The sequence below is a fragment of the Pseudomonas sp. AN-1 genome, from assembly GCF_034057115.1.
Lineage (GTDB): Bacteria > Pseudomonadota > Gammaproteobacteria > Pseudomonadales > Pseudomonadaceae > Geopseudomonas.
This window is the reverse complement of sequence record NZ_CP139195.1, coordinates 4028170-4052791: the sequence shown is the minus strand read 5'-3', so window position 1 is coordinate 4052791 and position 24622 is coordinate 4028170. Positions and strand designations below refer to the sequence as shown.

Annotated in this window: 20 protein-coding genes and 1 tRNA gene; 14 read left to right on the top strand and 7 right to left on the bottom strand. The window is 68.7% G+C overall.

Annotation, left to right across the window (positions count from 1 at the left end; translation table 11 throughout):
* Positions 1-9: 9 nt before the first annotated feature.
* The 4 genes from secD to queA all read right to left on the bottom strand — a co-directional run bounded on the left by secD (position 10) and on the right by queA (position 4489).
* A complete protein-coding gene (gene secD, locus SK095_RS18985) occupies positions 10-1872 on the bottom strand; it encodes a protein translocase subunit SecD (protein WP_320547158.1) in 1863 nt (620 codons plus the stop codon).
* Between the two features lie 63 nt (positions 1873-1935).
* A complete protein-coding gene (gene yajC / locus SK095_RS18980; protein WP_136490923.1) occupies positions 1936-2274 on the bottom strand; it encodes a preprotein translocase subunit YajC in 339 nt (112 codons plus the stop codon).
* 38 nt (positions 2275-2312) lie between these two features.
* Positions 2313-3428: a tRNA guanosine(34) transglycosylase Tgt gene (gene tgt, locus SK095_RS18975; RefSeq protein WP_320548929.1), complete on the bottom strand. Its 1116-nt coding sequence runs from the start codon at positions 3426-3428 to the stop codon at positions 2313-2315.
* Positions 3429-3433: 5 nt separating this feature from the next.
* Positions 3434-4489, bottom strand: a complete 1056-nt coding sequence (gene queA, locus SK095_RS18970; RefSeq protein WP_320547157.1) for a tRNA preQ1(34) S-adenosylmethionine ribosyltransferase-isomerase QueA — start codon at positions 4487-4489, stop codon at positions 3434-3436.
* Between the two features lie 273 nt (positions 4490-4762).
* Between queA and SK095_RS18965 the strand changes: the two genes are divergently transcribed.
* From SK095_RS18965 to SK095_RS18945, 5 genes are all read left to right on the top strand, one after another.
* Positions 4763-5950 carry an acetate kinase gene (locus SK095_RS18965; protein WP_320547156.1) on the top strand — a complete coding sequence of 396 codons (1188 nt, stop codon included), beginning with the start codon at positions 4763-4765 and terminating at the stop codon, positions 5948-5950.
* Between the two features lie 141 nt (positions 5951-6091).
* On the top strand, positions 6092-8221 hold the full coding sequence (gene pta, locus SK095_RS18960) for a phosphate acetyltransferase (RefSeq protein ID WP_320547155.1): 2130 nt from the start codon (positions 6092-6094) through the stop codon (positions 8219-8221).
* A gap of 82 nt (positions 8222-8303) precedes the next feature.
* Positions 8304-8390: transfer RNA gene (locus SK095_RS18955), tRNA-Leu, on the top strand.
* 64 nt (positions 8391-8454) lie between these two features.
* The gene (locus SK095_RS18950; protein ID WP_320547154.1) at positions 8455-8949 is read left to right on the top strand and encodes an RDD family protein; all 495 of its coding nucleotides are present in this window, start codon (positions 8455-8457) and stop codon (positions 8947-8949) included.
* Between the two features lie 71 nt (positions 8950-9020).
* A complete protein-coding gene (locus SK095_RS18945; protein ID WP_320547153.1) occupies positions 9021-10412 on the top strand; it encodes a hypothetical protein in 1392 nt (463 codons plus the stop codon).
* Between the two features lie 43 nt (positions 10413-10455).
* On the opposite strand, the gene lptG is transcribed toward SK095_RS18945, so the two are convergent.
* Complete coding sequence (lptG, locus tag SK095_RS18940; RefSeq protein WP_320547152.1) at positions 10456-11517, bottom strand: LPS export ABC transporter permease LptG; 1062 nt, start codon at positions 11515-11517, stop codon at positions 10456-10458.
* Positions 11514-12632, bottom strand: coding sequence for an LPS export ABC transporter permease LptF (gene lptF / locus SK095_RS18935; protein WP_320547151.1), 1119 nt, complete (start codon positions 12630-12632; stop codon positions 11514-11516). Before lptF ends, lptG begins: the two co-directional genes overlap by 4 nt.
* 149 nt (positions 12633-12781) lie before the next feature.
* On the opposite strand from lptF, the gene SK095_RS18930 reads away from it, so the two are divergent.
* From SK095_RS18930 to SK095_RS18915, 4 genes are all read left to right on the top strand, one after another.
* Positions 12782-14272, top strand: coding sequence for a leucyl aminopeptidase (locus tag SK095_RS18930; protein WP_320547150.1), 1491 nt, complete (start codon positions 12782-12784; stop codon positions 14270-14272).
* Positions 14273-14316: 44 nt separating this feature from the next.
* Positions 14317-14736, top strand: coding sequence for a DNA polymerase III subunit chi (locus SK095_RS18925; protein ID WP_320547149.1), 420 nt, complete (start codon positions 14317-14319; stop codon positions 14734-14736).
* A 14-nt stretch (positions 14737-14750) separates the two neighbouring features.
* Positions 14751-15179, top strand: a complete 429-nt coding sequence (locus tag SK095_RS18920; protein ID WP_320547148.1) for a DNA polymerase III subunit chi — start codon at positions 14751-14753, stop codon at positions 15177-15179.
* A 223-nt stretch (positions 15180-15402) separates the two neighbouring features.
* The gene (locus SK095_RS18915; protein WP_320547147.1) at positions 15403-18234 is read left to right on the top strand and encodes a valine--tRNA ligase; all 2832 of its coding nucleotides are present in this window, start codon (positions 15403-15405) and stop codon (positions 18232-18234) included.
* 54 nt (positions 18235-18288) lie between these two features.
* On the opposite strand, the gene SK095_RS18910 is transcribed toward SK095_RS18915, so the two are convergent.
* Positions 18289-19491, bottom strand: coding sequence for an ISL3 family transposase (locus SK095_RS18910; RefSeq protein WP_320546462.1), 1203 nt, complete (start codon positions 19489-19491; stop codon positions 18289-18291).
* Between the two features lie 224 nt (positions 19492-19715).
* Between SK095_RS18910 and nhaD the strand changes: the two genes are divergently transcribed.
* The 5 genes from nhaD to SK095_RS18885 all read left to right on the top strand — a co-directional run bounded on the left by nhaD (position 19716) and on the right by SK095_RS18885 (position 24615).
* Positions 19716-21071: a sodium:proton antiporter NhaD gene (nhaD, locus tag SK095_RS18905; protein WP_320547146.1), complete on the top strand. Its 1356-nt coding sequence runs from the start codon at positions 19716-19718 to the stop codon at positions 21069-21071.
* Positions 21072-21084: 13 nt separating this feature from the next.
* Positions 21085-21381, top strand: coding sequence for a winged helix-turn-helix domain-containing protein (locus SK095_RS18900; protein ID WP_136490679.1), 297 nt, complete (start codon positions 21085-21087; stop codon positions 21379-21381).
* Positions 21382-21383: 2 nt separating this feature from the next.
* A complete protein-coding gene (locus SK095_RS18895) occupies positions 21384-23213 on the top strand; it encodes an SLC13 family permease (protein WP_320548928.1) in 1830 nt (609 codons plus the stop codon).
* Between the two features lie 72 nt (positions 23214-23285).
* Complete coding sequence (locus SK095_RS18890; protein WP_136490680.1) at positions 23286-23729, top strand: NfeD family protein; 444 nt, start codon at positions 23286-23288, stop codon at positions 23727-23729.
* 25 nt (positions 23730-23754) lie between these two features.
* On the top strand, positions 23755-24615 hold the full coding sequence (locus SK095_RS18885; RefSeq protein ID WP_201485113.1) for an SPFH domain-containing protein: 861 nt from the start codon (positions 23755-23757) through the stop codon (positions 24613-24615).
* Positions 24616-24622 lie beyond the last annotated feature (7 nt).

The window sequence follows — 24622 nt, the reverse complement described above, 5'->3', positions numbered from 1 at the left end:
AGGCAGTCCTCAGATCCACAGCTTCTTGAGATTGCGGCCACCGTAGAGCACGTTGACCATCGCACGAGTCACATAGATCGCGGTGAACATGGAGGTCAGGATGCCCAGCGACATGGTCACGGCGAAGCCCTTGATCGGACCGGTGCCCATGGCGAACAGGATGGCGCCGACCAGCAGGGTGGTCAGGTTGCCGTCGAGAATCGCCGAGAAGGCGCGGTCGAAGCCCTCGTGGATCGCGCGCTGGATCGCCATGCCGTTGGCGATTTCCTCGCGGATACGCGAGAAGATCAGCACGTTGGCGTCCACCGCCATGCCCATGGTCAGCACGATACCGGCGATGCCGGGCAGGGTCAGGGTCGCTCCGAGCAGCGACATCAGCGCCAGCAGCACCACCATGTTGAAGCCCAGCGCCACGGTGGCGAGGATGCCGAAGAACTTGTAGATAGCAACGATGAACAGGGCGACGAACAGGAAGCCCCACAGCGAGGCCTGGATGCCCAGCTCGATGTTCTCCGCGCCCAGGCTCGGGCCGATGGTGCGCTCCTCGGCGAAGTACATCGGTGCGGCCAGGCCGCCGGCGCGCAGCAGCAGGGCCAGCTCGGAGGACTCGCCCGGACCGTCGAGGCCGGTGATGCGGAAGCTGTTGCCCAGCGCCGACTGGATGGTCGCCAGGCTGATCACCTGCTTCTCCTCCTTGAAGGCGGAAACCGGCACTTCCTTCTCCACACCGTCGACCATCTGCTTGACGTAGCGGGTCACCGGCTTCTGCTCGATGAACACCACCGCCATGCTGCGGCCGACGTTGTTGCGGGTGGCGCGGTTCATCAGCTCGCCGCCGTGGCCGTCGAGGCGGATGTTGACCTGCGGCCGGCCGTTCTCGTCGAAGCTGGCCTGGGCGTCGGTGACCTGGTCGCCGGTGATGATCACGCTGCGCTCCAGCTGGACCGGCGGACGGCCCTCCTGGCGGAAGTCGAAGGATTCGGTGCTGGCGCGCGGGGCGTCGGCCTCGGCGGCCAGGCGGAACTCGAGGTTGGCGGTCTTGCCGAGGATACGCTTGGCTTCGGCGGTGTCCTGCACGCCCGGCAGCTCGACGACGATGCGGTTGGCGCCCTGGCGCTGTACCAGCGGCTCGGCGACGCCCAGCTCGTTGACCCGGTTGCGCACGGTGGTGAGGTTCTGCTTGATCGAGTACTCGCGGATCTCCGCCAGCTTGGCCTGGGTCAGCGCCAGACGCAGCACCTGCAGGCCGTTGCGCTCGCTGCGCTGCACGTCGAAGTCCGGGAAGTCCTTGCGGATCACGCGCTCGGCCTGCTCCACAGCAGCGGCGTCGCTGAAGCCGAGCTGGATGGCACCGTCCTGCTGCGGCAGCGAGCGGTAGCGCTGGCGCTCCTTGCGCAACAGGCTCTTCACCTCGCCCTCGTAGACCTTCATGCGCGCGCTGACGGCCTTGTCCATGTCCACTTCGAGGAGGAAGTGCACGCCACCGGACAGATCCAGACCCAGCTTCATCGGGCTGGCGCCCAGGCTGCGCAGCCAGTCGGGGGTGGTCTGCGCCAGGTTCAGCGCCACCACGTAGTCGTCGCCGAGAGCGCGGCGCACCACGTCCTTGGCCGGCAGCTGGTCTTCCTGGCGGGTCAGGCGCAGCAGCGCCCCCTTGTCGCCGAGACTGCTGGCCTTGACCGCGATGCCGGCGTCCTTGAGCGCCTGCTCGGCGCGGGCGACATCGGCCTGCTCGATCTTCAGCGCGGTGCTGGCGCCGGTGAGCTGGATGGCCGGATCGTCGGGATACAGGTTGGGCGCGGAATAGATGAAGCCGATCCCGAGCACCACGAGGATCAGCAGATATTTCCACAGGGGATACTTGTTGAGCATGACACAGCCCGTTTGCAACACGGGGCACCTTGCGTGCCCCGTGAATTTAGGAAGGAGGAAAACTCAGATCGCCTTCAGAGTGCCCTTGGGCAGGGTGGCGGCAATGGCCATCTTCTGGAACTTCAGCTCGACGCTGTCGGAAACCTCGAGCACCACGAAGTCGTCGGCGACCTTGACCACCTTGCCGGCGATGCCGCCGGAGGTCACCACCTCGTCACCCTTCTGCAGGCCGGCGAGCAGGTTCTTGTGCTCCTTGGCGCGCTTGGCCTGGGGACGCCAGATCAGCAGATAGAAGATGACCACGAAGCCGGCCAGCATCAGGAACTGCATGTACTCGCCACCCGGCGGGGCTCCGGCCGGAGCGGCGTCGGCGGCATGGGCGGCGGCGATCAGAAAGCTCATGTACTACTCCTGTAGCAAGATCTGCAAAAGGGTGGAAATCAGTCCAGCGGCGGAACCGGCAGGCCGCGTCGCGCATAGAAGTCGGCGACAAAGGCGGCCAATGTACCTTGGGCGATGGCATCGCGTAAACCGGCCATCAGGCGCTGATAATGTCGCAAGTTGTGAATGGTATTCAGCATGCTACCCAGCATTTCGCCGCATTTATCCAGATGATGCAGGTAGGCGCGGGAGAAATTGCGACAGGTGTAGCAGTCGCAGGCCGGATCCAGCGGCGAGTCGTCCTGCTTGTGCACGGCGTTGCGGATCTTGATCACCCCGGTCTCGGTGAACAGGTGGCCGTTGCGTGCGTTGCGCGTCGGCATCACGCAGTCGAACATGTCGACGCCGCGGCGCACGCCCTCGACCAGATCCTCGGGCTTGCCGACGCCCATCAGGTAGCGCGGCTTGTCGGCCGGCAGCTGCGGGGGCAGGAAGTCGAGGATGCGGATCATGTCCTCCTTGGGCTCGCCCACCGACAGGCCGCCGATGGCCAGACCGTCGAAGCCGATCTCCAAGAGGCCTTCCAGCGAGCGCAGGCGCAGCTCCTCGTGCATGCCGCCCTGGACGATGCCGAACAGCGCCGAGGGGTTGCCCTCGTGGGCGTTCTTCGAGCGCTTCGCCCAGCGCAGCGACAGCTCCATGGACTTGCGGGCGGTGTCGAAGTCGGCGGGGTACGGCGTGCATTCGTCGAAGATCATCACGATGTCCGAGCCCAGCTCGCGCTGCACCTGCATCGACTCCTCGGGCCCCATGAACACCTTGGCGCCGTCCACCGGCGAGGCGAAGTACACGCCCTCCTCCTTGATCTTGCGCATCGCGCCCAGGCTGAACACCTGGAAGCCGCCGGAGTCGGTGAGGATCGGCCCGTGCCACTGCATGAAGTCGTGCAGATCGCCGTGCTTCTTGATCACCTCGGTGCCCGGGCGCAGCCACAGGTGGAAGGTGTTGCCGAGGATGATCTGCGCGCCGATCGCCTCGACGTCGCGCGGCAGCATGCCCTTGACCGTACCGTAGGTGCCGACCGGCATGAACGCCGGGGTCTCGACCACCCCGCGGGGGAAGGTCAGGCGGCCGCGACGGGCCTTGCCGTCGGTGGCCAGCAGCTCGAAGGACATGTGGCTCATGGGGTTTCCTCGGGGCCGCGCGGGGCGGGATTGCGGGTGATGAACATGGCGTCGCCGTAGCTGAAGAAGCGGTAGCCCTCTTCCACCGCCGCGCGGTAGGCGGCCATGGTCTCGGGGTAGCCGGCGAAGGCCGACACCAGCATCAGCAGGGTCGACTCGGGCAGGTGGAAGTTGGTGACCAGGGCGTCGACCACGTGGAACGGCCGCCCGGGGTAGAGAAAGATGTCGGTGTCGCCGGAAAACGCCTTCAGCTCGCCATCGCGCGCCGCGGATTCCAGCGAGCGCACGCTGGTGGTGCCCACCGCGACCACCCGGCCGCCGCGCGCCCGGCAGGCGTTCACCGCATCCACCACGTCCTGGCCGACCTGCAGCCACTCGCTGTGCATGTGGTGGTCCTCGATGCGCTCGACGCGCACCGGCTGGAAGGTGCCGGCGCCGACGTGCAGGGTGACGAAGGCGGTGTCCACGCCCTTTTCGCGGATCGCGGCGAGCAGACCATCGTCGAAGTGCAGGCCGGCGGTGGGCGCGGCCACCGCACCGGCCTTGCCCTTGTCGGAGTAGACGGTCTGGTAGCGCTCGCGGTCGGCGTCCTCGTCGGGGCGGTCGATGTACGGCGGCAGCGGCATGTGGCCGACGCGCTCGAGCAGCGCCAGCACCGGCTCGGCGAAGCGCAGCTCGAACAGCGCGTCGTGGCGGGCGAGCATCTCGGCCTCGCCGCCGCCGTCGATGTGGATCAGGCTGCCCGGCTTGGGCGACTTGCTGGCGCGCACGTGGGCCAGCACGCGCCGCTCGTCGAGCAGGCGCTCGACGAGGATCTCCAGGCGACCGCCGGAGGCCTTCTGGCCGAACAGCCGCGCCGGGATCACCCGGGTGTCGTTGAACACCATCAGGTCGCCGGGACGCAGGTAGTCCAGCAGGTCGGGGAACTGGCGGTGGCGGATCTCGCCGCTCGGGCCGTCCAGCACCAGCAGGCGGCTGGCGCGGCGCTCGGCCAGCGGGTGGCGCGCGATCAGCCGGTCGGGAAGCTCGAAATGGAAGTCTGCAACACGCATCGGGGGACTCTCGAAAGGCCGCACAGCTTACCGGAAATGCCCCCGGCCCGCCACGCACCGGGGCCGTGCCAGAGCGCGCAAAGCCCCCTACTTAGCGAGGGTTTTGATTCGACTAAAGAAGAACGGCAGCTGCAAACCCCGCATGTCAGGATAACGACATCCCTGATCAGTCCATGTTCCACAAGAACGCCGGGCACCCCAACCATAAAAAGTTAACTTGAGGTGACCCACGCGTGCGCGTGGCTCCCTCGCGACACGATTTCAGGAGCCCCAATGTCCGCCCGCAACATTCTGGTGATCAACTGCGGCAGCTCGTCCATCAAGTTCGCCCTGGTGAACGAAGCGCAGAGCAGCTTCCCGCTGCAGGGCCTGGCCGAACGCCTCGGCAGCCCGGAAGCCGTCATCCACTTCGAGAGCGCCGCCGGCAAGGAGAGCGTGAACGTTCCGGATGCCGACCACCAGGCCGCCCTCGCGCAGATCCTGCCGCGCGTCGAGGAGGCCGCCGGCGGCCATCTGGACGGCATCGGCCATCGCGTGGTGCACGGCGGCGAGAAGTTCTTCGCCTCCACCCTGCTCAACGACAGCACCCTGGCCGGCATCGAGGCCAACATCCAGCTGGCGCCGCTGCACAACCCGGCCAACCTGAGCGGCATCCACGCGGCGATCAACCTGTTCCCCGAACTGCCGCAGGTCGGCGTGTTCGACACCGCCTTCCACCAGAGCATGCCGGCACACGCCTATCGCTACGCGGTGCCGGAGTTCCTCTACACCGAGCACGGCGTGCGCCGCTACGGCTTCCACGGCACCAGCCACCGCTACGTCAGCAAACGCGCCGCCGAGCTGGCCGGCCTGCCGGTGGAGAACAGCAGCTGGCTGGTCGCCCATCTGGGCAACGGCTGCTCGACCTGCGCGGTGGTCAACGGCGAAAGCCGCGACACCAGCATGGGCCTGACCCCGCTGGAAGGCCTGGTGATGGGCACCCGCAGCGGCGACGTCGACCCCAGCCTGCACAACTTCCTGCACAACACCCTGGGCTGGGACCTGGCCAAGATCGACGCCATGCTCAACAAGGAAAGCGGCCTGAAGGGTCTGTCCGGCCTGTCCAACGACATGCGCACCCTGGCCGAAGCCCGCCAGGCCGGCCACCCGGGCGCCGTACTGGCCTTCGAGGTGTTCTGCTACCGCCTGGCCAAGTCGCTGGCCGCCATGTCCTGCGCCCTGCCGCAGCTGGACGGCCTGGTGTTCACCGGCGGCATCGGCGAGAACTCCGCCGCCGTGCGCGAGCGCACCCTGGACCATCTCAAGGTGTTCGGCTTCAAGGTCGACGCCGAGGCCAATGCCCGCTGCACCCGCGGCGTGGCCGGCGAGATCCAGGCCGAGGGCAGCCCGCGCATCATGGTCGTGCCGACCAACGAGGAGCGCCAGATCGCCCTCGACACCCTCGCCCTGCTCGACGCCTGAGCCCGAGCGACTCCGTATGCCGAGCGGAGATTGAGCAAGCGCCGAAACCCGACTGCCTCCCGGCGTCGGGTTTCGTCTTGCTGGCCCCCGCCCGAACCCGCCTTCTAGAGTCTGAGCACCCAGCTCCCCCAAGGAGAAACCATGCACACTCTGTTCCTCGCTCCCACCGGCTTCGGCGGTGGTCTCAACTCCGTCAGCCTCGGCCTGATCCGCGCCCTCGAGCAGGCCGGCCTGAAGGTCGGCTTCTTCAAGCCGATCGCCCAGCCCTTCCCGATCGACCAGGGCCAGGAGCGCTCCTGCCTGCTGGTCGAGCGCACCCTGAACCTCGCCAGCCCCGAAGCGCTGCCGCTGGCCCAGGTCGAGCGCCAGCTGGCCGACGGCGAGCTGGACCTGCTGCTCGAGGAAGTGGTCAAGCGCTTCCAGCAGGCCGCCGCCGGCAAGGACGTGGTGATCGTCGAGGGCATGGTGCCGACCCGCGACTCCGACTACACCGCACGCATCAACGCCCAGCTGGCCAAGAGCCTCGACGCCGAAGTGATCCTGGTCGCCGCCCAGGGCAGCGAGAGCCTCAAGCAGCTGGCCGAGCGCATCGAGATCCAGGCCCAGCTGTTCGGTGGCGCCCGTGATCCCAAGGTGCTCGGCACCATCCTCAACAAGGTCAACAGCGACGAGGCCGTGCCGGCCTTCGTCGAGGCGCTCAAGCAGCAGCTGCCGCTGCTCGGCAGCGAGACCTTCCAGCTGCTCGGCGCCGTGCCGTTCAACGCCGAACTCAACGCCCTGCGCACCAGCGACATCGCCGGAGCCCTCGGCGCCCGCGTGCTGAGCGCTGGCGAGGCCACCCAGCGCCGCGTGCAGAAGATCATCCTGGCCGCCCGCACCGTGCCGAACATGACCCACCTGCTGCAGCCGGGCGTGCTGGTGGTGACCCCGGGCGACCGCGACGACATCATCCTCGCCGCCTGCCTGGCCGCGCTGAACGGCGTCAAGCTGGCCGGCCTGCTGCTGACCGGCGACTTCGGCCCGGACCAGCGCATCCTCGACCTGTGCAAGGCGGCGCTGGACAGCGGCCTGCCGGTGCTCAGTGTCGCTACCGGCTCGTTCGAGACCGCCAGCAACCTGTCCGGCCTCAACAAGGAAACCCCGGCCGACGACATCGAGCGCGCCAGCCGCGTCACCGAGTTCGTCGCCCAGCATCTGCACCCGGAGTTCCTGCACACCCGCTGCAGCCTGCCGCGCGAGCTGCGCATGTCGCCGGCGGCGTTCCGCTACCAGCTGGTCAAGCGCGCCCAGGACGCCGACAAGCGCATCGTCCTGCCCGAGGGCGACGAGCCGCGTACCGTGCGCGCCGCGGCGATCTGCCAGGAGCGCGGCATCGCCCGCTGCGTGCTGCTGGCCAAGCCCGAGGCGGTCGCCGCGGTGGCCCGCGAGCAGGGCATCGTCCTGCCGGAAGGTCTGGAGATCCTCGATCCGGAGGTGATCGCCGAGCAGTACGTCGCGCCGATGTGCGAACTGCGCAAGTCCAAGGGCCTCACTCCCGAGCAGGCCCGCGAGCAGCTCAAGGACACCGTGGTGATCGGCACCATGATGCTGGCCCTCGACGAGGTCGACGGCCTGGTCTCCGGCGCGGTGCACACCACCGCCAACACCATCCGCCCGGCCCTGCAGCTGATCAAGACCGCGCCGGGCTACAACCTGGTGTCCTCGGTGTTCTTCATGCTGCTGCCCGACCAGGTGCTGGTCTACGGCGACTGCGCGGTGAACCCCAACCCGAGCGCCACCGAGCTGGCCGAGATCGCCCTGCAGAGCGCCGAGTCCGCCGTGGCACTGGGCGTCAACCCGCGCGTGGCGATGATCAGCTACTCCACCGGCAGCTCCGGCGCCGGCGCCGAGGTGGAGAAGGTCGCCGAAGCCACCCGCATCGCCCAGGAGCGCGCCCCGCAGCTGCCGATCGACGGCCCGCTGCAGTACGACGCCGCCTCGGTGCTCAGCGTCGGCAAGCAGAAGGCGCCGAACAGCAAGGTCGCAGGGCAGGCCACCGTGTTCGTGTTCCCCGACCTGAACACCGGCAACACCACCTACAAGGCGGTGCAGCGCAACGCCAACTGCCTGAGCGTCGGCCCGATGCTGCAGGGCCTGGCCAAGCCGGTGAACGACCTGTCGCGCGGCGCGCTGGTGGACGACATCGTCTTCACCATCGCCCTGACCGCCCTGCAGGCCGCCAGCCAGGCCGCGCAGAAGGCCGCCGCCCAGGGCGAGCTGATCGAGGCCTGATCCGCCCCGACCGGCGGAGCCCGGGGTTGGCGCAACGGTCGATTGACCGCCCGTCGCGCCAACCCTATACTCCGCGGCCATTGCCTCGATGGCGGAATCGGTAGACGCAGCGGATTCAAAATCCGCCGCTGGCGACAGCGTAAGAGTTCGAGTCTCTTTCGGGGCACCACATAGTGAAGAAACCCGCTCAGGCGGGTTTTTTTACGCCTGAAATCCTTGCAAGCGAGCCTGCCATGTCCAAACACCAGCTGCGCCCGCAGGGCGATTTCCCCCGCGCCGGCCTGATCCGCCGCCTGGCCGCGATGTTCTACGACTTCCTGCTCTGCGTGGCGCTGATCATGGTGGTCGGTCTGATCTACCAGCAGGGCATCCTGCGCCTGGTCTACGGCAGCGAGCAGCTGCTGGCCCTATCGCAGGCCGGTGCGCTGGACAACGACCCGATCCTCGGCAGCCTGCTGCTGATCACCCTGTTCGCCTTCTTCGCCAAGTTCTGGACCCACAACGGTCAGACCCTCGGCATGCAGGTGTGGGGTGTGCGCATCCAGAACCGCGACGGCAGCGCCATCGACCTGTGGCAGGCGCTGCTGCGCTTCTTCATCGCCATCGGCTCCTGGCTGCCCTGCGGCCTCGGCTACCTGTGGATGCTGTGGGACAAGGACCAGCTGACCTGGCACGACCGCTACTCGGAAAGCGTGGTGGTGCAGTTGCCCAAGCGCAAGAAGACCTGAGCACGGGGCGCTAGACTGCCAGCACGCCCCGGCCGCTCCACGGCGCTGCGGGCGCGCCGGGAGGCTCCGTCATGCACCGTCCGCCGTCCTGGCTGCTCGCGCCAGGGCTGATCCTGCTCAGTGCCTGCGCGCAGCAGCCGCCCGCCCCCACCGACAGCTGCGCGGCACTGTTCGCCGCCTTCCACGCCGCCACCGCCGCCAACCGCGACGCCCAGCAGCACCGCCTCGCCGCCTTCCCCGGCCTGCGCAGCGACCGCCTGCTGGCGGCCCTCGGCCCCGCGGCCGCCACGCCCGCCGCGCGCCGGCTGTGGCTGCAGCGCCTGGCCGCCAGCGACCGCGAGGCCAGCGCCATCGAGCGCGGCAACCTGCCCGCCGCGCAACGCGGCGCGCTGCCGGACGAAGCCGGACTGGAGGCCTGCCGCCGCCGGCAGGTCGAGCGCCTGGCCGCCGACCGCCTGGCCTTCGCCCGCGCCGTCGAGGCCGCCCGGGTGCCGGCGGACTACCGCGGCTGGGCCCGGGCCCTCGGCCTCTACCCGCTGGCCCGCCCCTTCTACCGCCGGGCGATCGCCGCCTGGCAGGGCGAGGCGCTGGCGCAGCAGGCACCGACCGACAGCCCGCGCTGGCGGGCCTACCGGCCGCAGGCAGACGTGACGCCGGCCGGGCCGCCAGCGCTCGACGACGATGCCCTCGGCCTGCCGCAGGCCAGTCCCACGCAGCTGGCCGCGCTGTTCGCCCGCCATGCGCCGCAACTGCGCATCGAGCAACGCAGCGCCGCCGACCACCCCGGCACGCCGCGCTTCGCCGCCGACGGACGGCGCACCTTCGCCACGCAGCCCACTGCCTACCGCCGGCACACCTGGAGCCGGCTCGACGGCCGCTGGCACCTGCAGCTGGTCTACCAGTGGTGGTTCCGCGAGCGTCCCGCCCGTGGCACGCTGGACATCTACGCCGGCGAACTGGACGGCCTGCTGTGGCGGGTGACCCTGGACGCGCGGGGCAACGCCCTGCTCTACGACGCCATCCATCCCTGCGGCTGCTGGCACGCCCTGTTCCTGCCCGCCGACTCGCCGCTGCGTTTCCGCCAGCCGGCGGATGCCGAGCAGCGCCTGGCGCGCCGCCTCGCCGTGGACGGGCGGCAGGCGCCGACCCTGTGGCTGCGCGGCGGCGACCATGCCCTGCTGTGGGTAGACGGCCGCGACTCGCCGTGGCCGGCCGACGGCTACCGCTTCGCCGCCCTCGACGAGCTGCGCCGCCTGCCCCATCCCGACGGCCGGCGCAGCCTCTACGGCCCCGACGGCCTGGTGCCCGGCAGCCAGCGCCTGGAGCGCTGGCTGCTGTGGCCCTCGGGAGTGATCTCGCCGGGTGCCATGCGCCAGTGGGGGCGGCATGCCACGGCCTTCGTCGGCCAGGCGCACTTCGACGACCCCGACCTGCTCGGGCGCTATTTCACGCTGCCGAAATGAACGGGGCCGGCAAGTGCCGGCCCCGGGGGTAACGCCTGCGCGATCAGCCCACCCGCCTGAGCAGCCAGACCCCGGCCAGCGCGCAGATCCCCGCCGGCACCAGTACCGCAACCAGCGGCGAGAAGCCGAACACCAGGCTGGACGGACCGAGCAGATCCTGGGCGATGCGGAACACGAAGCCGACCAGCACGCCGGTGAAGATGCGCTGGCCGAGGGTCACCGAGCGCAGCGGGCCGAAGATGAAGGAGATCGCCAGCAGCACCAGGCTTATCGTCACCAGCGGCTGCAGCACCTTGGTCCAGAACGCCAGCCAGTAGCGGGCATTGTTCAGGCCCTGCTCGCCGAGGTAGCTGGTATAGCGCCACAGCCCGGTCAGCGGCAGGGCCTCCGGCGCGACCGACACTGTGCCGAGCAGCTGCGGCGTGAGCTCGACGTCCCAGCGCTCGCTGGGGCTCTTCACCACCTCGCTGCGATCCTCATGCAGCAGGGTGGTGGACACGTTCTCCAGCTGCCAGTGGTCGCCCTGGTACTGGCCGCGGCGGGCGAAGCTGGCGCTGAGCAGACGGCGCTCGCCGTCGAAGCGGTAGCGGGTCACGCCGAACAGCACGCCGCTCGGCTGCACCGCGTTGATGTGCACGTACTCGTCGCCCTGGCGGTGCCACAGGCCGCGCTTGGTGGTCTGCGCCGCGCCGCCACCCTGGGCCAAAGAGCGGCCGCTCTCGGCCTGCTCCTGGGTCCAGGGCACCACGTACTCACCGATCAGCAGGCCGGCCAGCATCAGCACCAGCAGCGGCTTCATCACCGCCCAGACGATGCGTCCCAGCGACACCCCGGCGGCGCGCATGACCGTCAGCTCGCTGCTGCTGGCCAGGGTACCGAGGCCGATCAGGCAACCGACCAGGGCCGCCATCGGCAGCAGTTCGTAGAGCCGCGCCGGCGAGCTGTAGAGCACGAAGCGCGCCGCCTCGGCGACGCCATAGTCAGCATGCAGGTCGCCCAGTTCGTCGATGAAGGCGAACAACAGGGCCAGACCGACGAGCACCCCCAGCACGGCGAGAGTGCTGACGAACACACTGCGGCCAATGTAGCGATCCAGGCGGGTCACGGGCGACTCTCCTTCAGGGCGCGGCGCGCCTTCCACTTGAGCCGCAGCGGCTCCCAATACAGCAGCAGCAGGCCGATGGCGAGAAACATGCCGTGCACCCACCACAGGCCGAGCCACATCGGCAGGCGGCCCTTGTCGAGCTGGCCGCGCATGGAGATCAGCAGGGCCAGATAGGCCATGTACAGGAGGATCGCCGGCAGCAACTTGAGGAAGCGCCCCTGCCGGGGGTTGGCCCGAGCCAGCGACACCGCCAGTACGGCGACCACGAACGCCAGCAACGGCAGCGACAGGCGCCACTGCAGCTCGGCCTGCAGACGCGGGTTATCGCTGCCGAACAGGGTCGCGGTGGGGATCCCGTCGCGCTCGGTCAGTTCGCCGGCCACCTCGGGCTTGGGCAGCAGCACGCCATAGCGGTCGTACTGGATCGCCCGGTAGTCGGCCTGCCCCGGCTGGCCGTCGTAACGGTAGCCGTTCTCGAGGATCAGGTAGCGACTGCCGTCGGGACGAATCTCCTGGTAGCCCTTCTCGGCCACCAGCATGCTGATGCCGCGCTGCTTGTCGCCGTCGCGCGACAGGCGCAGTTCGGTGATGAACACCCCGCCCAGTTCGCGGCCGTCCTCGGACAGGCGCTCGGTGTAGGTCACCCGCGAGCCGCTTCTCAGGGCCTGGAAGCGCCCCGGCACCAGGGTATCGAACTCGGTGAGGGCATCCTGGCTGTTGATGACCTGCTCGGAACGGGCGACACCCAGCGGCGCCAGCGACAGGCTGAGCCAGCCGACCAGCAGCGCCACCAGCGCGGCCGGCGCCAGGGTATAGACCATCAGGCGCTGGCGGCTCATCCCGGAGGCGGCCAGCACGGTCATTTCCGACTCGAGATACAGACGGCCGTAGGCCAGCAGGATGCCGAGGAACAGGCCCAGCGGCAGGATCAGTTGCAGGAAGCCCGGCAGGCGGTAGCCCATGATCAGGAACAGCACACCCGGATCGAGCGCGCCCTGGGCGGCCTGAGCGAGGTACTTGATGAAGCGGCCGCTCATGGTGATCACCAGCAGCACGGCGCTCACCGCGCTGAGGGTCACCAGCACTTCGCGGAACAGATATCGGAAGATGATCAAACCGGGACTACTCCAGGGTTGTCAGGCTCGGGCGGCAACGCTCAAACTAGCCGCCAGCCGCGCCGGCCGCGGAGGCATTGCGCCCGATGAAGTAAAGTAGGCCGGCATTATCCTGCAATACCGCCTGTTTGTCTTGGGGACCCCCGTCCATGCAATTCCTGGTCAAGAGCGCTCGTCCGGAAACCCTGAAAACCGCCACCCTGGTGCTCGCCGTGGGCGAGGGCCGCAAGCTCGGCGCCGCCGCCCGCGCCGTCGACGCCGCCAGCGATGGCGCCCTGAGCGCCCTGCTCAAGCGCGGCGACCTCGCCGGCAAGCCCGGCCAGACCCTGCTGCTGCACAACCTGCCGGGGGTCAAGGCCGAACGTGTGCTGCTGGTCGGCTGCGGCAAGGAGCGCGAACTCTCCGACCGCAACTACCGCAAGGTAGTTTCCGCCACCCTCGCGGTGCTCAAGACCTTGGGCGGCAGCGACGCCGCGCTGACCCTCGGCGAACTGATGGTCAAGGGCCGCGACCTGTACGCCCGCACCCGCCTGCTGGTGGAAGTGCTGGCCGACGGCCGCTACCTGTTCGACCGCTTCAAGAGCGAGAAGGCCGATGCCCCGGCCCTGAAGAAGATCACCCTGCTGGTCGAGGACACCGAGATCGCCGAGACCGAGCGCGGCGCCGCCCACGCCCAGGCCATCGCCAACGGCATGGCGCTGACCCGCGATCTGGGCAACCTGCCGCCCAACCTGTGCCATCCGAGCTTCCTCGCCGAGGAAGCCAAGGCCCTGGCCAAGCAGCACAAGAACCTCAAGGTCGAGGTGCTCGACGAGAAGAAGCTCAGGGAACTGGGCATGGGCGCCTTCCTCGCCGTCGCCCAGGGCAGCGACCAGCCGCCGCGGCTGATCGTCCTCGAATACAGGGGCGGCAAGAAGGACGAGGCGCCCTATGCGCTGGTCGGCAAGGGCATCACCTTCGACACCGGCGGCATCAGCCTCAAGCCGGGCGCCGGCATGGACGAGATGAAGTACGACATGTGCGGCGCCGCCAGCGTGCTCGGCACCTTCCGCGCCCTGGTCGAGATGCAGCTGCCGATCAACGTGGTGGGCCTGCTGGCCTGCGCCGAGAACATGCCCAGCGGCGGCGCCACCCGCCCCGGCGACATCGTCACCACCATGAGCGGGCAGACCGTGGAGATCCTCAACACCGACGCCGAAGGCCGCCTGGTGCTGTGCGACACCCTGACCTACGCCGAACGCTTCAAGCCGCAGGCAGTGATCGACATCGCCACTCTCACCGGCGCCTGCATCGTCGCCCTCGGCAGCCAGACCTCCGGCCTGCTGGGCAACCACGACGGTCTGATCAAGCAGATCCTCAAGGCCGGCGAGACGGCCGCCGACCGCGCCTGGCAGTTGCCGCTGTTCGACGAATACCAGGAGCAGCTGGACAGCCCGTTCGCCGACATCGCCAACATCGGCGGGCCCAAGGCCGGCACCATCACCGCCGCCTGCTTCCTGTCGCGCTTCGCCAAGCAGTTCCACTGGGCGCACCTGGACATCGCCGGCACCGCCTGGATCAGCGGCGGCAAGGAGAAGGGCGCCACCGGCCGCCCGGTGCCGCTGCTCAGCCAGTTCCTCCTCGACCGCTGCAAGGCCTGAGCGAATCCGGCCGGCACGCCAGGCGTGCCGGCCGGCGCCGAGCGATGAAACGCATCGACTTCTACATCCTGCCGGGCAACGACGCCGGAGCACGGCTGACCTACGCCTGCCGCCTGGCCGCCAAGGCCTGGCGCGAGGGGCACCGCATCTACCTCAACTGCCAGGACCAGGACCAGGCCGAGGCACTCGACCAACGGCTGTGGCGCTTCAGCGCCGCCAGCTTCGTGCCGCACCAACTGGCCGATGCCGGCAGCGATGCGCCGCTGCTGCTGGCCTGGGGCGCCGACGCCGGCGGCCAGCAGAGCCTGCTGATCAACCTGGCCAGCACGGTGCCGGCGTTCTTCGAGCGCTTCGCGCGCATCGCCGAGGTGGTCGACCAGGACCCGCAGACCCGCGACGCCCTGCGCGCCAGTTACCGCTTCTACCGCGAACGCGGCTATGCTCCCCAGCACCTGCACCTGTAATGCGCGAGCCGCCGATGGACACTCCGCCCAAGCCCACCCATCTGCCCGACTGGGCCAGTGACGAACTGCCGCTGCTGACCGAAACGGTCGACGAACCGGCCATCCCGCTGCTGTCCGACCCGCTGCCCGAGGCGCCGCTGCTCCGCGAGCCGGCGCTCCGGGAGCCGGCGCTCCGCGAGCCGCTGCTCCGCGAGCCGCAGCTCGCCGAACCGCCGGAGTCGCTGCCGCCAGCTGCCGGGCGCGAGCAGCCCCTGCCGACACTACGCCCCGCCGGCGATGCCCTCAGGCACGAGCCGCTGGCGCAGATCGAGCGCGAACTGCACGCCGCGGCGCAACTGATCATGCAGGAAGTGATCGACGACTACATGCTGCAGATCGAGGCCGAGCTGCACCGCCGCCTGGAAGAGCACCTGGCCAGCATCCTGCGCGCAGGAAGGCGCTGAGCGGGGCCACCAATCCCCCCAGCCCCCCTTTTGCAAAGGGGGGAGTGGGTCCGGTGGGTTGCTGATGCTCTGCTGGACACCGGCCCGCCAAACACCACCAGACCATCCCCCCCCCTTTGCAAAAGGGGGGTCAGGGGGGATTCCGCTCCGCCCTACGCCCCCGCAACGATCCCCGTTATACTTCGCGGTTTTCCGATCAGCCGCCGCAGGGGTCCCGCCGCGCATGGACAAGACTTACCAACCCCACGAAATCGAATCCCGCTGGTACGCCGAGTGGGAGGCGAAGAACTACTTCGCGCCGCAAGGCTCCGGCGAGTCCTACACCATCGCCCTGCCGCCGCCCAACGTCACCGGCAGCCTGCACATGGGCCACGGCTTCAACAACGCGATCATGGACGCGCTGATCCGCTTCCGCCGCATGCAGGGCCGCAACACCCTGTGGCAGCCGGGCACCGACCACGCCGGCATCGCCACCCAGATGGTGGTGGAGCGTCAGCTGGCCGCGCAGAACCTGTCGCGCCACGACCTCGGCCGCGACAAGTTCCTCGAAAAGGTCTGGGAGTGGAAGGAACAGTCCGGCGGCACCATCACCCGCCAGATCCGTCGCCTCGGCTCCTCGGTGGACTGGTCGCGCGAGCGCTTCACCATGGACGAGGGCCTGTCCGAAGCGGTCAAGGAAGCCTTCGTGCGCCTGCACGAGGACGGTCTGATCTACCGCGGCAAGCGCCTGGTCAACTGGGACACCAAGCTGCACACGGCGATCTCCGATCTGGAAGTGGAGAACCACGACGAGAAGGGCTCGCTGTGGAACCTGCGCTACCCGCTGGCCGACGGAGAGAAGACTGCCGAGGGCCTCGACTACCTGATCGTCGCCACCACCCGTCCGGAAACCATGCTCGGCGACTCCGCCGTGGCGGTGAACCCCAATGACGAGCGCTACCAGGCTCTGATCGGCAAGTTCGTCGAGCTGCCGCTGGTCGGCCGGCGCATCCCGATCATCGGCGACGACTACTGCGATCCCGAGTTCGGCACCGGCTGCGTGAAGATCACCCCGGCCCACGACTTCAACGACTACGAAGTCGGCAAGCGCCACCACCTGCCGCTGATCAACATCCTCGACAAGGACGCGGCGATCCTCGCCAAAGCCCAGGTGTTCAACCTCGACGGCAGCGTCAATAGCGATTTCGACGCCAGCCTGCCGGCGCAGTTCGCCGGGCTGGACCGTTTCGAGGCGCGCAAGCAGATCGTCGCCGCCTTCGACGCCCTCGGCCTGCTGGAGAAGATCGACGACCACGCGCTGAAAGTGCCCAAGGGCGACCGCTCCGGCACCGTCATCGAGCCGTGGCTGACCGACCAGTGGTACGTCTCCACCAAGCCGCTGGCCGAGAAGGCCATCGCCGCGGTGGAAGACGGCTCCATCCAGTTCGTGCCCAAGCAGTACGAGAACATGTACTTCTCCTGGATGCGCGACATCCAGGACTGGTGCATCAGCCGCCAGCTGTGGTGGGGCCACCGCATTCCGGCCTGGTACGACGAGGCCGGCAACGTCTACGTCGGCCGCGACGAGGCGGAGGTGCGCGCCAGGCACAACCTGGGCGACATCGCCCTGCGCCAGGACGACGACGTGCTGGACACCTGGTTCAGCTCGGGCCTGTGGACCTTCTCCACCCTCGGCTGGCCGGAGCAGACCGACTTCCTGAAGACCTTCCACCCCACCGACGTGCTGGTCACCGGCTTCGACATCATCTTCTTCTGGGTCGCCCGGATGATCATGATGAGCCTGCACCTGACCGGGCAGATCCCGTTCAAGACCGTCTACGTCCACGGCCTGGTACGCGACAGCCAGGGCCACAAGATGTCCAAGTCCAAGGGCAACGTGCTCGACCCGCTGGACATCGTCGACGGCATCGACCTGGAAACCCTGGTGGCCAAGCGCACCAGCGGCATGATGCAGCCCAAGCTGGCCGAGAAGATCGCCAAGCAGACCCGCGCCGAGTTCCCCGAGGGCATCGCCAGCTACGGCACCGATGCCCTGCGCTTCACCTTCTGCTCGCTGGCCTCCACCGGCCGCGACATCAAGTTCGACATGGGCCGCGTCGAGGGCTACCGCAACTTCTGCAACAAGCTGTGGAACGCCACCAACTTCGTGCTGGAGAACACCGACGGCCAGGACTGCGGCGCCAACGACGAAGCGGTGGAGCTGTCGCCGGTCGACCGCTGGATCATCTCCGCCCTGCAGCGCTGCGAGCAGGACGTCACCCGCCACCTCGACCAGTTCCGCTTCGACCTGGCCGCGCAGTCGCTCTACGAGTTCGTCTGGGACGAGTACTGCGCCTGGTACCTGGAGCTGGTCAAACCGGTGCTGTGGGACGAAACCGCTTCCGTCGAGCGCCAGCGCGGCACCCGCCGCACCCTGGTGCGCGTGCTGGAGGTCATCCTGCGCCTGGCCCACCCGTTCATGCCGTTCATCACCGAGGAGATCTGGCAGCGCATCAAGGCGCTGGCCGGCAAGGAAGGCCCGACCCTGATGCTGCAGCCCTGGCCGGTGGCCAATGAGGCGCGCATCGACGCGGCGGCCGAGGCCGACATCGGCTGGGTCAAGGACTTCATGCTCGGTGTACGGCAGATCCGCGGCGAGATGAAGATCTCCATGGCCAAGCGCATCGACGTGGTGCTGGCCAACGCCAGCGACGAGGACCAGCGCCGCCTGGCCGCCTTCGAGCCCCTGATCGCCAAGCTGGCCAAGCTGGAATCGGTGCGCGTGCTGCAGGCTTCCGAGGAAGCGCCGCTGGCCGCCACCGCGCTGGTCGGCGACATGCAGGTGCTGGTGCCGATGGCCGGGCTGATCGACAAGAACGCCGAGCTGGCGCGCCTGGACAAGGAGCTGGCGCGCCTGGAAGGCGAGGTCAAGCGCGTCGGCGGCAAGCTGGCCAACGAGGGCTTCGTCGCCAAGGCGCCGGCCGAGGTGCTCGACAAGGAGCGCGCCAAGCTGGCCGAGGCCGAGCAGGCGCTGGCCAAGCTGGCCGAGCAGCGCGCGCGCATCGCCGCCCTCTAAACCGCGCCTCCCGAAAAAGGCCCGGCACCGCAAGGTGCCGGGCCTTTTTTCGGTTCATCGCATTTTCCCGGGGAAGGCGGCCTTGATTTTCAGGAAGAAGTAATCGGCGTCCCTGAAGCCATAGGCCATGCGCTTGATCACCTTGATCCGGTTGTTCACCCCCTCCAGCAGGCTGGTGTGCATGTGGAATCGTGCACTGGCGAGGATGCCCCGGGCATAGCGCTGGAGGTTGCGGGCAAAGCGTTGTAGCGGCGCCAAGCCGCTCTCCCGGACATGCCTCAGCCAGGTTCGCCAGCGCCGCCAGCCCTCCCGCACGCTGGGTGCGTACCAGACCTCCTTCAACGCATCCTTGAGCACATAGACCGTGGCCAGTGGCTGGTTGGCTGCCAACAACTCCTGCAGTCGAACGGCATGATCCTCCTTCAGGTTCTCCCGGTTGCGCAGCAGCAGCCAACGGCTCTGCTTGACCACTTGGCGAGCGGGCTTGTCATGGCGCAGGGCATTGGCCTGGTCTACCCGGATGCGGTCGATCACGTCACGTCCGTAGCGGGCGACCACATGGAACAAGTCGTACACAACCTCGGCCTGAGGGCAGTGCTGTTTCACTTCCAGGTCGAAGGCCGTATTCATGTCCATCGCCACAGCCTCGATCTGCTGGCAGCGCTCACCGAGTTGCTCGAAGAACGGGCGTATGGCCTTGCGGCTGTTACCCAGGCCAACCCACAGAACGCGGGTACGCTCGGCATCCATGATCACCGTCGCGTAACGATGGCCTTTGTGCAGGGCGAACTCGTCCATCACCAGACGGCGCACATCGCCCGGCTCGAAGGTGCCGAATGCGGCCTGGAGACGCCGCTTGTCCAGCGTCTTGATGGTGTGCCAGTGCAGCCCGGTGAGCTGGCTGACATGGCTGATGGGCATGAACCGCAGCAGGGTTTCGACCCAGGAACACAGCCGGCGGGTCAGCCGCGAGGCCGGGGCCAACCAGGAAATGTGCTCGGTAACTCGCCCACACGTCAGGCAGTCCACTCGGCGTATGGGGAGTCGCAACTGGACGCGCTGATCGAACAGATCCCGGTCGCGAACGAGGCGAATGCGTCGGTCATGGATCAGGGGGCTGGGCTGCTGACAGCGACCACAGCGTGGAAGGTCGGCCGCTCGGGGTTCGAGGGTCAGCGTGAGGTTTTTTTCGACGGAATGGCTGCAGGCTACAACGTCGTAGCCTGGCCAGAAAGCAGCAAGATCAATAGGATGCACGGTGACAGCAGGGGGCAGGCGTTGGCGTGTTTGGCGACTGCCAATTTACCTGCTTCCCTGTCTGTCAATCCGCTCTTCCCCACGATCCCGCGAAGAACCCTTTTTTCTGCCTACTGCGACAGAGCGGCGCTTTTCAGCGCCGCCCGGGATCAGGCATGCTCCGCCGCCAGTTGCGAAAAAGCGCCAAACAAAAATCCGTCCACTGACCCACCGGAAGCCCGCCCATGTACGCCTGGATGGCCCTGATCTTCATCGTCGGCTACCTCTGCATCGCCCTCGAACACCCGCTGAGAATCGACAAGGCCGCCTCGGCCATCCTCACCGCCGTACTGTGCTGGACTGCCCTGGTGCTGGGCGAAGGCAGCATCCTGCCGGCCGCCGCCAGCGAAGGCCACGGCGTGGTCGGCGAGCTGCGTCACCACCTCGGCGAGATCGCCGAGATCCTGTTCTTCCTGCTCGGCGCCATGACCATCGTCGAGCTGATCGACTCCCACGAGGGCTTCAAGGTCATCACCGACCGCATCCAGACCCGCAAGCGCGTGCATCTGTTGTGGATCGTCGGCCTGATCACCTTCTTCCTGTCCTCGGTGCTCGACAACCTGACCACCACCATCGTCATGGTCTCGCTGCTGCGCAAGCTGGTGCGCGGCCGCCCCGAGCGCTGGCTGTACGTCGGCGTGGTGGTGATCGCCGCCAACGCCGGCGGCGCCTGGTCGCCGATCGGCGACGTGACCACCACCATGCTGTGGATCGGCAACCAGATCAGCGCCTCCGGGGTGATCGCCGGCCTGTTCCTGCCCAGCCTGGTGTGCCTGCTGGTGCCGCTGCTGGTGCTCAGCTTCCGCCTCAAGGGCGAGGCGCCGCGACCGCGGCCGCGCGAGACCGTCGAGGGCCGGCGCAACCCGACCACCGACTTCGAGCGCAACCTGGTGCTGGCCCTCGGCCTCGGCTCGCTGCTGTTCGTGCCGGTGTTCAAGACCGTCACCCACCTGCCGCCGTACATGGGCATCCTGTTCGGCCTCGGCGTGCTCTGGGTGGCCACCGAGGTGATCCACCGCGGCAAGAACGACGAGGACAAGCATCCGCTGTCGGTGGTCGGCGTGCTGCGCAAGGTCGACACGCCCAGCGTGCTGTTCTTCCTCGGCATCCTGCTCGCCGTGTCCAGCCTGGCCACCGCCGGCCACCTGACCCAGGTCGCCAGCCTGCTGCGCGAGGGGCTGGGCAACGTCTACGCCATCAACTACGCCATCGGCCTGCTCTCGGCGGTGGTCGACAACGTGCCGCTGGTGGCCGGCGCCATGAAGATGTACCCGCTGACCAGCGCCGAGGCGGTGGCTGCCGCCGGCGCCGATGCCGGCTGGCTGCAGCACTTCGTGGTCGACGGCACCTTCTGGGAGATGCTCGCCTACTGCGCCGGCACCGGTGGCAGCAGCCTGATCATTGGCTCGGCGGCCGGGGTGGCGGCGATGGGCATGGAGAAGATCAGCTTCGTCTGGTACCTCAAGCGCGTCAGCCTGCTGGCCTTCCTCGGCTACAGCGCCGGCGCCGCCACCTACATGGGCCTGCTGGCCCTCGCCTGACCGGAGACGAGACATGGACGTGAGCAAGACCCGCGCCAGCTTCTACCGCCGCCTGTACGTCGCCTGGCTGATCGACAGCGGCGCCGCCACCAGCGTGCCGGCGCTGATGGCGGCCACCGGCATGCCGCGGCGCACCGCCCAGGACACCCTGGCGGCGCTGGCCGAGCTGGACATCGACTGCGCCTTCGAACAGGAGGACGGCGAGCGGCACAACGCCGGCCGCTACGCGATCCGCGACTGGGGGCCGATCGACCGCCGGTGGGTCGCCGCCCAGCTGCCGCGCCTGAAGAGCGTGCTGGGCTACCCGTGAGCGTGAACCCGCATCTGTGGCTGGTCCTCGGCCTGCTGCTGCTCGCCGTGCTGCTGTTCGTGCGCAACCGCCCGCGCATGGACGCCGTGGGCCTGCTGATGCTGGTCGCCCTGCCGCTCACCGGCGTACTGGAAGTCGGCGAGGCGCTGCGCGGCTTCGCCGATCCGACGGTGGTGCTGATCGCCGCCATGTTCGTGGTCGGCGAGGCGCTGGTGCGCACCGGCATCGCCTACCGCCTCGGCGAGTGGCTGAGCCGCCGCGCCGGGAGCAGCGAGGCGCGCCTGCTGGTGCTGCTGATGCTGTGCGTGGCCGGTCTCGGCTCGCTGATGAGCTCCACCGGCGTGGTCGCCCTGTTCATCCCGGTGGTGCTGAGCATCGCCGCCCGCCAGCGGATCGCCCCGGGCCGGCTGCTGATGCCGCTGGCCTTCGCCGGGCTGATCAGCGGCATGCTCACCCTGGTCGCCACCCCGCCCAACCTGGTGGTGCACGGCGAGCTGCTGCGCGCGGGCCATGCCGGCTTCGCCTTCTTCAGCTTCACCCCCATCGGCCTGGCGATCCTCGCTCTCGGCATCGGCTACCTGCTGCTGGTGCGTCGCTGGCTGGGTGGCGCCGGCCAAGACGCGGCCAGCGGCGAGCCGCGGCGCACCATCGCCGAACTGGTCCGCGACTACCGCCTGGCTGGCCGCGAGCGTCGCCTGCGCCTGCGCCCCGACTCGCCGCTGGCCGGTCGGGCGCTGGACGGCCTGCATCTGCGCCAGCGCCACGGCATCAACGTCATCGCCATCGAGCGCCAGCGCCCGCTCGGCCGCGAGCTGCTGGCCGCCAGCGCCGACAGCGAACTGCGCGCCGGCGACGTGCTGCTGGTCGACCTGGTCAGCCCGGCCATCGCCGCGGCCGGCGAGTACCGCGACCTCGGCCTCGAACCCCTCGCCCTGCAGAACTCCTACTACGCCGAGCACGCCCGCGAACTGGGTCTGGTCGAGGTCATCCTGCCGCCGGAGTCACGGCTGCCCGGCAGGACCATCCAGGAACTGGGCTTTCGCAGCCGCTACCGGCTCAACGTCATCGGCCTGCGCCGCAGGCAGCAGGCCCTCGACGGCCTGCTGGTCGACGAGCGCCTCAAGGCCGCCGACACCCTGCTGGTAGCCGGCAAGTGGCGGGACATCCGCCGCCTGCAGGGGCTCAGCCGCGACTTCCTGGTGCTCAGCCTGCCGGCCGAAGTCGACGAGGTGGCGCCGGCGCAGAGCCGCGCGCCACACGCCCTGTTCAGCCTCGCCGTGATGGTGACGCTGATGGTCAGCGGCCTGCTGCCCAACGTGCTGGCCGCGCTAGTCGGCTGCCTGCTGCTCGGCGCCTTCCGCTGCATCGACCTCGACGGCGCCTACCGCGCCATCCACTGGCCGAGCCTGCTGCTGATCGTCGGCATGCTGCCCTTCGCCCTCGCCCTGCAGAAGACCGGCGGCATCGACCTGGCGGTGCAGGGCCTGCTCGCCGTGCTCGGCGACGCCAGGCCGCGAGTGATCCTCGCCATCCTCTTCGCGGTCACCGCGCTGGTCGGCCTGTTCATCTCCAACACCGCCACCGCGGTGCTGATGGCGCCGGTGGCCATCGCCTGCGCCGAAGCGCTCGGCGCCGCGCCGGCGCCCTTCGCCATGACCGTGGCGCTGGCCGCCTCGGCGGCGTTCATGACGCCGATCTCCTCGCCGGTCAACACCCTGGTGCTCGGCCCCGGCCAGTACCGCTTCGCCGACTTCGTGCGCATCGGCGTGCCCTTCACCCTGCTGGTGATGGCGGTCAGCGTGCTGCTGGTGCCCTGGCTGTTCCCGTTCTGAGCAGCCAGCGCGGGCGCTGCCGGCATGCTCTCTGCTACCCTCGCTTCGACAAGCGCAGCCAAGGGAGGTGCAATGGCTATCGAATGGTGGCACTGGGTGATCGGCGGCATCCTGCTGATCCTGCTGGAACTGGCGATTCCCGCCTTCTTCGTGATCTGGTTCGGCCTCGGCGCCCTGCTGGTGGCCGGCGTGCTGCTGCTCGTCGGCGAGCTGCCTCTGACCGGGCAACTGCTGCTGTGGATCCTCGCCTCGCTGGCGATGGTGGTGCTGTGGTTCCGCGTGTTCAGCCCGCGCCGGCACCGGACCCTGGTCGGCACCGCCAACGGCGAGGTGATCGGCGAGGTGGGCCTCCTGGTCGGCGCGGTGGCTCCCTTCCAGCGCGGCAAGGTGCGCTTCCAGCGGCCGATCCTCGGCGCCGAGGAATGGGCCTGCATGGCCGAGAGCGACATCCCGGCCGGCGAGCGGGTCAAGGTGGTATCCATCGAGGGCAGCTACCTGAAGGTAGCCCGCGCCTGAACAAGCGAGCTTCAAGGAGAAGGACATGAGTGCAGGATTGGCCATCAGCATCGCCCTGCTGGTATTCGTCGTCATCACCATCGCCAAGGGCGTGCGCCTGGTCGCCCAGGGCGAGGAGTGGATCGTCGAGCGCCTCGGCAAGTACCACAGCACCCTGCGCCCGGGGCTGAACATCCTCATCCCCTACCTGGACAGGGTCGCCTACAAGCTGGTGACCAAGGACATCATCCTCGACGTGCAGGAGCAGGAGGTGATCACCCGCGACAACGCGGTGATCCTCACCAACGCCATCGCCTTCGTGAAGGTCACCGACCCGGTCAAGGCGGTCTACGGCGTCACCGACTTCTCCGAGGCGATCCGCAACCTGATCATGACCACCCTGCGCTCGATCGTCGGCGAGATGGAGCTGGACGAGGCGCTGTCCTCGCGCGACAAGATCAAGGCGCGCCTGCGCGAGAGCATCGCCGACGAAGCGGTGGACTGGGGCCTGACCGTCAAGTCGGTGGAGATCCAGGACATCAAGCCCTCGGAGTCGATGCAGCGCGCCATGGAGATGCAGGCCGCCGCCGAGCGCGAGCGCAAGGCCGCGGTGACCAAGGCCGAGGGCGAGAAGCAGGCGGCGATCCTCGAGGCCGAGGCGCGCCTGGAGTCGGCCAAGCGCGACGCCAGCGCCCAGGTGATGCTGGCGGAGGCCTCCGCCGAGGCGATCCGCCGGGTCACCAGCGCGGTCGGCAACGAGCCCGGGCCGATGATGTACCTGCTCGGCGAGAAGTACGTCGCCTCGCTGGAGAAGCTCGGCGCAAGCAACAACGCCAAGGTGGTGCTGATGCCCGCCGACCTGCAGGAAACCCTGCGCGGCCTGCTCGGCAAGCTGGGCGGACGCTGAGGGCCGC

Excerpts from the sequence above, each read along its gene's own strand:
- SK095_RS18930 (WP_320547150.1), top strand. The coding sequence starts at position 12,782 with ATGCAATTCCTGGTCAAGAGCGCTCGTCCGGAAACCCTGAAAACCGCC.
- nhaD (WP_320547146.1), top strand. The coding sequence starts at position 19,716 with ATGTACGCCTGGATGGCCCTGATCTTCATCGTCGGCTACCTCTGCATC.
- SK095_RS18890 (WP_136490680.1), top strand. The coding sequence starts at position 23,286 with ATGGCTATCGAATGGTGGCACTGGGTGATCGGCGGCATCCTGCTGATC.
- pta (WP_320547155.1), top strand. The coding sequence starts at position 6,092 with ATGCACACTCTGTTCCTCGCTCCCACCGGCTTCGGCGGTGGTCTCAAC.
- SK095_RS18885 (WP_201485113.1), top strand. The coding sequence starts at position 23,755 with ATGAGTGCAGGATTGGCCATCAGCATCGCCCTGCTGGTATTCGTCGTC.
- SK095_RS18945 (WP_320547153.1), top strand. The coding sequence starts at position 9,021 with ATGCACCGTCCGCCGTCCTGGCTGCTCGCGCCAGGGCTGATCCTGCTC.
- SK095_RS18900 (WP_136490679.1), top strand. The coding sequence starts at position 21,085 with ATGGACGTGAGCAAGACCCGCGCCAGCTTCTACCGCCGCCTGTACGTC.
- SK095_RS18950 (WP_320547154.1), top strand. The coding sequence starts at position 8,455 with ATGTCCAAACACCAGCTGCGCCCGCAGGGCGATTTCCCCCGCGCCGGC.
- yajC (WP_136490923.1), bottom strand. The coding sequence starts at position 2,274 with ATGAGCTTTCTGATCGCCGCCGCCCATGCCGCCGACGCCGCTCCGGCC.
- secD (WP_320547158.1), bottom strand. The coding sequence starts at position 1,872 with ATGCTCAACAAGTATCCCCTGTGGAAATATCTGCTGATCCTCGTGGTG.
- SK095_RS18965 (WP_320547156.1), top strand. The coding sequence starts at position 4,763 with ATGTCCGCCCGCAACATTCTGGTGATCAACTGCGGCAGCTCGTCCATC.
- tgt (WP_320548929.1), bottom strand. The coding sequence starts at position 3,428 with ATGTCCTTCGAGCTGCTGGCCACCGACGGCAAGGCCCGTCGCGGCCGC.
- SK095_RS18925 (WP_320547149.1), top strand. The coding sequence starts at position 14,317 with ATGAAACGCATCGACTTCTACATCCTGCCGGGCAACGACGCCGGAGCA.
- SK095_RS18920 (WP_320547148.1), top strand. The coding sequence starts at position 14,751 with ATGGACACTCCGCCCAAGCCCACCCATCTGCCCGACTGGGCCAGTGAC.
- queA (WP_320547157.1), bottom strand. The coding sequence starts at position 4,489 with ATGCGTGTTGCAGACTTCCATTTCGAGCTTCCCGACCGGCTGATCGCG.
- SK095_RS18915 (WP_320547147.1), top strand. The coding sequence starts at position 15,403 with ATGGACAAGACTTACCAACCCCACGAAATCGAATCCCGCTGGTACGCC.